We start from the raw sequence: 3,929 nt of genomic DNA, 5'->3' as shown, positions 1-3,929 counted from the left end.
CCGGGCGACGACGGGCTGTTGACCGTGCGCGGGCGCGAACTGCTCGCGAGCGCCGACGTCGTCGTGCTCGACCGCCTCGCTCCGCGCGCCGTGGTCGATGCCCTTCCCGCCGACGTGCAGGTCATCGACGTCGGCAAGTCCCCCGGCCGCCACGCCCTCCCCCAGGAGCGGATCAACGACCTGCTCGTCGACCTCGCCCTCGCCGGCCGGTCCGTGGTGCGCCTCAAGGGCGGCGACCCCTACGTCCTCGGTCGGGGCGGCGAGGAACGCCTCGCGTGCCAGGCGCACGGCATCCGGGTCGAGGTCGTGCCCGGGGTGAGCAGCGCCGTGGCGGTGCCCGCGGCAGCCGGCATCCCCGTGACGCAGCGGGGCGTGGCGCGCGGGTTCACCGTCGTCACCGGCCACGACGAGCTGCCCGAGGTGCCGGCCGGCACCGACCACACCGTCGTCCTGCTCATGGGTGTCGGTCGCCTCGCCCGCTCGGCACAGGCGCTCATGGATGCCGGCCGCCCGGCATCGTGCCCTGTCGCCATCGTGGAGCGCGGCTTCTCCCCCGACCAGCGGGTCACGACCGGGACGCTGCGCGACATCGCCGAGCGCGCGGCATCCGTGGGTGTCGAGAACCCGGCAGTCGTCGTCGTCGGAGACGTGGTGCGGCTCAGCCCTGCCTGGAGCTGAGCCTCTCAGCCGACGTCAGCCGATGAGGATGCCGGCGATGGCGGCACTCATGAGGTTGGCCAGCGTCGCCGCAGCCACGCACCGGACGCCCATCTGGGCGATCTCGGAGCGTCGGCTGGGGGCGAGGCCACCGAGCCCACCGAGGAGGATCGCGAGCGAGCCGAGGTTCGCGAACCCGGTGAGGGCGAAGGTGATGATCGCCTGGGTCTTCTCGGTGAACTCATCGGCGACCGGGCCGAAGTTCGAGAACGCGACGAACTCGTTGACGACGGTCTTCTGGCCGACGAAGCTGCCCGCGCGCACTGCCTCGTCCCACGGCACGCCGATGACGAACATGATCGGCGCGAAGATCCACCCGAGGATCTGCTCGAAGGTCAGCGACTCGACCCCGAACCACCCGGCGACGGTGCCGAGGATGAGGTTGATCAGGGCGATGAGCGAGATGAAGGCCAGCAGCATCGCGCCGATGTTCGCGGCCAGCTTGAGGCCGTCGGCCGCCCCGGCGGCAGCAGCGTCGATGACGTTGACGTGCCGCACCTCCTCCTGCGCCTGCGCCTCGGCCTCCTCGAGCGCCTCCGTGTCGGCAGGGTCGGTGCTGGCGACGGGAACACCATCGGCGTCGACCTCCTCGGACTCGGGGACGACGATCTTGGCCATGAGCAGGGCTCCGGGGGCTGCCATGAAGGCGGCCGCGATGAGCGAGTCGAGGTCGGCGCCGAGCAGGGCGTAGCCGACGAGCACCGAGCCCGCGACCGTGGCGAGGCCGCCGACCATGATGGCGAACAGGCTGGAGCGGGAGACCCGCGCGATGAAGGGGCGGATGACCAGCGGTGACTCGGTCTGCCCGAGGAAGATGTTCGTCGCGGCGTTGACCGACTCGGCGCGCGAGGTTCCGAGCACCCAGCGCAGCCCGGTGCCGAGCCAGCCGACGACCTTCTGCAGGATCCGCCAGTGGTAGAGCACCGACGTGAGCGCCGCGAAGAAGATGATGACCGGCAGCACCTGGAGGGCGAAGATCAGGCCTTCCCCCTCGGCCGGGATGAGCGGGCCGAACAGGAAGCTGATGCCGGCACTCGAGGAGTCGATGACGGCCTGCACCCCGCGGGTGATCGCGTCGAGGACGGTTCGACCGGCGGGAACGTAGAGCACGATGACCGCGAAGGCCACCTGCAGGGCGAGCGCCGCACCCACCGTGCGCAGCCGAATTGCCTTGCGGTTCTCCGAGATCGCGACGGCGAGCCCGAGCAGCACGACCATTCCGCCGAGCCCCCAGAGCACGTCGATCATCCGATCCTCCTGGCCTGACACCCGGCTCGCGCTGAGCCGCTGCGTTCAGGCAGGCTACCCAGACTGCACTCGAGAAACGGCGAAAGGCTCCGCATTGACCACGATCATCTCCACCGTGTTCATCAGCCTCGACGGCGTCGCCGAGATCGACTTCGCCTGGCACGGGCCGTACTTCGACGAGGCGATGGGCGAGTGCGTCGCCGCGGACTACGACGGCGTCGACGTGCTGCTGCTGGGCCGGGGCACCTACGAGTCCTTCGCCGGCGCCTGGCCCGAGCGTGAGGCCGCCGGCGGTGAGGACGCCGAGTTCGGCGCGCTCATCGGCGACACCCGCAAGGTCGTCATCACGTCCGGCGAGCAGGATCTGGGCTGGCGCAACGTCGAGCGCGCTGCCGACCCGGTGGCCGCTGCACAGGCTCTGCGGTCGCAGGGAGTGGGCAAGGTCCTCATCCCCGGGTCGCTGCCGGTCGTGCGGGCACTGCTCGACGCGGGCGAGCTCGACGAGTTGCACCTGCTCGTGCACCCGATCGCCGCCCGGTCGGGTGATCGGCTGTTCACCGAGGGTGAGCCGATGCTGCCGATGACGTTGCTGCGCTCCAAGGCCCTGCCCACCGGAGTGCTGGCTCTGGAGTACGCGCCGGTGCGCGCCGAAGCATAGGCCACCCGACGCCGGGCCCTCCCGGCATCCGCTGCCCCCACACACACCAGTGGCCGCACCTTCATCGGGTGCGGCCACTGGTGGTTCTGCCAGAGGCAGGCTGTGCTCAGACGAGCGAGCGCAGGACGTACTGCAGGATGCCGCCGTTGCGGTAGTAGTCGGCCTCACCCGGGGTGTCGATGCGCAGGACCGCGTCGAAGCTGGTCTGCGAGCCGTCCTCGCGAGTCACGGTCACCGTGAGGGTGCGCGGGCTGCCGCCGTCGTTGAGGGCGGTGACCCCGGAGACCGAGATGGTCTCGGTGCCCGTGAGGCCCAGCGACTCGGCGTTGGTGCCCTTGGCGTACTGCAGGGGCAGCACACCCATGCCGATGAGGTTGGAGCGGTGGATGCGCTCGTAGGACTCGGCGATGACCGCCTTGACCCCGAGCAGGGCCGTGCCCTTGGCCGCCCAGTCACGCGAGGACCCCGAGCCGTACTCCTTGCCGGCGAGGACGACGAGCGGGATGCCGGCCTCCTGGTAGGCGGCGGACGCGTCGTAGATCGTCGTCTGCTCGCCACCCGCGAGGAAGTTGCGGGTGAAGCCACCCTCGACGCCGTCGAGGAGGAGGTTCTTCAGGCGGATGTTCGCGAACGTCCCGCGGATCATCACCTCGTGGTTGCCGCGACGGGAGCCGTAGGAGTTGAAGTCCTTGCGGTCGACCCCGTTGTCAGCCAGGTACTTGCCTGCCGGGCTGTCGGCCTTGATGGAACCGGCCGGGCTGATGTGGTCGGTCGTGACCGAGTCGCCGAGCTTGGCGAGCACGCGGGCACCGGTGATGTCGGTGACCGGCGCCGGCTCCATCTGCATGCCGTCGAAGTACGTGGGCTTGCGCACGTAGGTCGAGGCCGGGTCCCAGGCGAAGGTGTCACCCTCGGGGGTCGGCAGCGACTGCCAGCGCTCGTCACCGGCGAAGACGTCGGCGTAGTCGGCGGTGAACAGGTCACGAGTGATCGACGACGCGATGACGGCCTCGACCTCCTGCGGAGCGGGCCAGATGTCGGCGAGGAAGACGTCGTTGCCGGCCTCGTCCTGACCGAGCGGGTCGGTGTCGAAGTCGAAGTCCATCGTGCCGGCCAGCGCGTAGGCGATGCACAGCGGCGGCGACGCGAGGTAGTTCATCTTGACGTCGGGGTTGATGCGGCCCTCGAAGTTGCGGTTGCCAGAGAGCACCGCAGCCACCGACAGGTCCTCGGCCTGGATCGCCGACGAGACGTACGCCGGCAGCGGGCCGGAGTTGCCGATGCACGTGGCGCAGCCGTAGCCGAC

4 protein-coding genes are annotated in these 3,929 nt (G+C 70.2%); 2 read left to right on the top strand and 2 right to left on the bottom strand.

The features are described 5' to 3' along the window. Positions 1–678: uroporphyrinogen-III C-methyltransferase (gene cobA / locus PLL68_RS09460; RefSeq protein ID WP_324533515.1), on the top strand; the 678-nt coding region annotated here is incomplete at its 5' end. Positions 679–693: 15 nt separating this feature from the next. Here the strand turns inward: cobA and PLL68_RS09455 are convergent. Further along, on the bottom strand, positions 694–1,965 hold the full coding sequence (locus tag PLL68_RS09455; protein ID WP_324533514.1) for a NupC/NupG family nucleoside CNT transporter: 1,272 nt from the start codon (positions 1,963–1,965) through the stop codon (positions 694–696). Between the two features lie 94 nt (positions 1,966–2,059). Between PLL68_RS09455 and PLL68_RS09450 the strand changes: the two genes are divergently transcribed. Then, a complete protein-coding gene (locus PLL68_RS09450; RefSeq protein ID WP_324533513.1) occupies positions 2,060–2,623 on the top strand; it encodes a dihydrofolate reductase family protein in 564 nt (187 codons plus the stop codon). Positions 2,624–2,729: 106 nt separating this feature from the next. Here PLL68_RS09450 and PLL68_RS09445 read toward each other — a convergent pair. Further along, positions 2,730–3,929 (bottom strand): aconitate hydratase (locus PLL68_RS09445; RefSeq protein ID WP_324533512.1); only part of this gene is annotated, 1,200 nt, incomplete at its 5' end.

This window comes from Ornithinibacter sp., from assembly GCF_035443565.1.
GTDB lineage: Bacteria > Actinomycetota > Actinomycetes > Actinomycetales > Dermatophilaceae > Fodinibacter.
The sequence above is the reverse complement of the archived record's forward strand: the minus strand, read 5'-3'. Positions and strand labels throughout refer to the sequence as shown.